At 74.4% G+C, this 3,711-nt stretch carries 3 protein-coding genes and 1 pseudogene; all 4 read right to left on the bottom strand.

Annotated features, from left to right (window positions below):
• Positions 1–1,140, bottom strand: a 1,140-nt coding sequence (gene moeZ / locus K6I34_RS33530; RefSeq protein WP_229331813.1) for an adenylyltransferase/sulfurtransferase MoeZ, incomplete at its 3' end; no start/stop codon positions are given.
• 78 nt (positions 1,141–1,218) lie between these two features.
• Positions 1,219–1,998: a spherulation-specific family 4 protein gene (locus tag K6I34_RS33525; protein WP_229331812.1), complete on the bottom strand. Its 780-nt coding sequence runs from the start codon at positions 1,996–1,998 to the stop codon at positions 1,219–1,221.
• The gene (locus K6I34_RS33520; protein ID WP_229331811.1) at positions 1,986–2,900 is read right to left on the bottom strand and encodes an NAD(P)-dependent oxidoreductase; all 915 of its coding nucleotides are present in this window, start codon (positions 2,898–2,900) and stop codon (positions 1,986–1,988) included. Before K6I34_RS33520 ends, K6I34_RS33525 begins: the two co-directional genes overlap by 13 nt.
• Positions 2,901–2,946: 46 nt before the next feature.
• A pseudogene (locus K6I34_RS33515) lies at positions 2,947–3,711 on the bottom strand (hypothetical protein); the annotation flags it as partial.

Here is a 3,711-nt window from a genome sequence, read left to right as displayed (position 1 = left end):
CCCGATGACGCCCCCACCCACATGCACCGCATCCGCGAAGCCCGCGGCCTTCAGCACGGCGAGGACTTCCGCCGAACGGACGCCCGTCTTGCAATGCAAGACGATCCGCTTGTCCTGCGGCAGGTCCTGGAGCGCGCCGCCCATGAGGAACTCGTTCTTCGGGACGAGCCGCGCGCCCGGGATCGAGACGATCTCGTACTCGTTGGGCTCGCGGACGTCGATGATGTCGATGTTCTCGCCGCCGTCGATCCACTCCTTGAGCTGCTTGGGAGTGATCGTCGAACCGGCGGCGGCCTCCTGGGCCTCCTCCGAGACGACGCCGCAGAAGGCCTCGTAGTCGATGAGCTCGGTGACCGTGGGGTTCTCGCCGCAGACCGCGCAGTCGGGGTCCTTGCGGACCTTCACCTGGCGGTACGTCATCTCCAGGGCGTCATAGATCATCAGCCGGCCCACCAGCGGCTCGCCTATCCCGGCCAGCAGCTTGATCGCCTCGTTGACCTGGATCGAGCCGATCGAGGCGCACAGCACGCCCAGCACGCCGCCCTCGGCGCAGGAGGGCACCATGCCCGGCGGCGGGGGCTCCGGGTAGAGGCAGCGGTAGCAGGGGCCGTGCTCGGACCAGAAGACCGAGGCCTGGCCGTCGAAGCGGTAGATCGAGCCCCACACGTACGGCTTGTTCAGCAGCACACAGGCGTCGTTGACGAGGTAGCGGGTGGCGAAGTTGTCGGTGCCGTCGACGATGAGGTCGTACTGGGAGAAGATCTCCTTGACGTTCTCCGCCTCCAGCCGCTCCTCGTGGAGGACGACGTTCACATAGGGGTTGATCCCCTGGACCGTGTCCCGGGCGGACACCGCCTTGGACCGGCCGACGTCGCTCTGGCTGTGGATGATCTGCCGCTGCAGGTTCGACTCGTCGACCTCGTCGAACTCCACGATGCCGAGCGTTCCCACGCCCGCCGCGGCCAGGTACATCAGCGCCGGGGAGCCCAGACCGCCGGCGCCCACGCAGAGCACCTTGGCGTTCTTCAGCCGCTTCTGCCCGTCCATCCCCACATCCGGGATGATCAGGTGGCGGGAGTACCTGCGGACCTCGTCAACGGTGAGCTCGGCAGCCGGCTCGACTAGGGGTGGCAGCGACACGGGATCTCCGTAGGTCGGACGGAAGGGTGACCCCGCGCGCGCGGGGTGCTCTTCGGCGTAACACTGCCACGCCCCGTCTCATTCCGAGACACCAGGTCCGATGCGCGAGACGAGATCGTCCCAGTAGCCGGGCAGCACCTCCCAGGGGTCGGCGCCGTCGGCCGTGGCGCGGTCGGTGACGTAGACCGTGGCCGCGCCCCGGCGGCGGGCGAGGCGCAGGGCCTCGTCCAGGTCGGACCGTGGGACGCCGTGGACCAGGTGGCAGAAGCGCTCGGGAGGGTGCCCCGCGGTCCACTCGGGCACCTGCGACCAGCGGTACGCGGCCCAGGGTCCCCGGAAGGTCACGAGCTGGTCGGCGAGGGCCGCGTAGCCGGAGCACGGGTGGATGCCGTGCTGGAGCACCACGTACGCCCGGTCGAGCAGGGTGCGCAGGGTGTTCACGGTGCGCCGGGTGACGGGCAGCGCGGCCGGGCCGGTGGGCGACGCGTCCAGCGAGAAGCCGTCCACCTTGTACCAGTTGAGGTAGCGCTGGGCCTCGGACAGCAGCTCCGCGAAGGGCCGCTCGCCGAAGGCGGTGTCGAGGTGGCCCAGGACGCGCACGCCCGCCTCGCGCAGCCGGGTGACGGCCGTGAGGCAGTACGGGTCCGGGCGGGCGCCGGGGCCACCGGACGCCCCGTGGGGCGCCACCGGGGAACCGGCGCCGAGCACCACCCAGTCGACGGGCACGTCGGAGCGGACGAGCTCGCCCCACTCGGCCGGCGCGAGCAGCGGGTGGGCGAATCCGGGCACCCCGAAGCGCAGCGGCCGCACGGCGGTGTGCGCCGCGCGCCGGTGGCCCGAGGGGCTCAGATACGACACGCGGCCTCCATCCAGATGTCGGCCAGCGACTCCTCCAGATTGATCCTCGGGCGCCAGCCGAGCCGGTCGCGGGCGGTGCGGACGTCGGCCTGCTGCCAGCTGCCGCAGCCGTCCGGGTAGGGGTACGCGGGCGGGCTGCCCAGGTGCGGGTCGTCCAGCTCGTGCAGCGCGCCGCCGAAGCCCGCGACCCGCGCGAGCAGGGCCGCGGCGTCGCGCAGCCGGACGGCCCGGCCGGTGCCGATGTTCACGGCGCCCTGGGCGGCGGAGAGGGAGGCCGCGTGGACGGCGCGGGCCACGTCGCGCACGTCGACGAAGTCGCGCTGGATGCCGAGCCCGCTGAGTTTGAGCTCGCTGTCGCCGCTCTGCATCGCGCGCCGCATGGCGTCGGCGAGCCGCCCGAGCGGGGAGCCGGCGGGCGTGCCCGGGCCGACGGGCGAGAAGACCCGCAGCACGATGGCGTCGAGGCCCGAGCCGAGCACGAGCTCGGTGGCGGCGAGCTTGCTGACGCCGTACGGGCCGCCGGGGCGGGGCACCGCGTCCTCGGCGGTGGAGGAGCCGGGCTGCGAGGGCCCGTACTCGGAGGAACAGCCCACCTGGACGAGGCGCGCGCCGCAGCCGCTGCGGCGCAGCGACTCGCAGACGGTGGCGACCGCGACGGTGTTGTGCCGGGTGAGGTCGCGCGCGCCGCCCCGGGTCGCCCCCGCGCAGTTGATCACGACACCGGGGTGGACGGCGTTGAGGAACCGGGTGAGCGCGCCGGGGCTGCCGGTGGCGAGGTCGAAGCGGACGTCCGCGTCGTCACCGCGGCCGAGGGCGGTGAGCTGGACGGCAGGGTCGGCGAGCAGCCGGTCGGCCACGTAACGGCCGATGTAGCCGTTGGCACCGAGCAGGAGGACCCTCATCGGTCGCGTCCTCGCTCTCGCCCTGCGGTGCGGTTGGGGTGAACGGTCATCTTCCTTGCTCCTCTGACGGGGTGTGCGGCTCGGGGTGCGGTCGCCCGGCCGGGGCCCGGTGGTCCGGGCCCGCGGCGGCGGGGTGGATGAGGTCGAGGGCGGTCGCGGGGGCTCCGTGCCGGTGGGCGGAGGCCCGGGACAGCGCGGGAAGCGCGCGGATCAGCAGGGCGAGCGCGGGGGCCGCGCACGCCACGAGCGGTACGACGGCGGGCCCGTGGGTACGCACCGCGGCGGCCGCGGTGCCCTCGCCCAGCCAGGCGACGAGCAGGACCGCCGCCTCGGACGCGCAGGCGGCGAGCACGGCGGCAGCGGCGGCCCGCGCACGGCCGCGCACGGCGGTGAGCCGGGCGAGGAAGAGCAGCCCGCCGAGCGCCGTGGCGGCGGCGAGCCGCGTGACCGCGTCCGCCGGGGGGCGGGGGGCCAGAGCCGTGTCCAGGGCCGTGTGCAGGACCCACAGGAGCGCGAGCAGCGCGCCGAGGGCGAGCCCCGTGGCCGCCAGCAGGGCGGGCCACGCGCGCGTGCGGAACTCGCCGAGGGTCCGGCTGTGCACCAGCGCGTGGCGGACGCGCTCCGCGTACCACCGGGCACACCAGCCCGCGGGCACGATCGCGCAGGCGAGGGCCAGGGCGGTCGGTACGGCGGCGGACAGGGCGCGCGGGAGGTCGAGGGCGCCGGGCGGGCGGCCGTTCAGCAGGGCGGCCAGCAGCGGGTCGCCGAGGAGCGCGTAGGCGACCAGCCAGAGCGCGGCGAGCCGTCCGGC

Origin of the sequence: Streptomyces sp. UNOC14_S4 (assembly GCF_020740835.1) — a bacterium.
Classification (GTDB): domain Bacteria; phylum Actinomycetota; class Actinomycetes; order Streptomycetales; family Streptomycetaceae; genus Streptomyces.
Note: the sequence above shows the minus strand (reverse complement) of the source record. Positions and strands in the feature narration are given on the sequence as shown.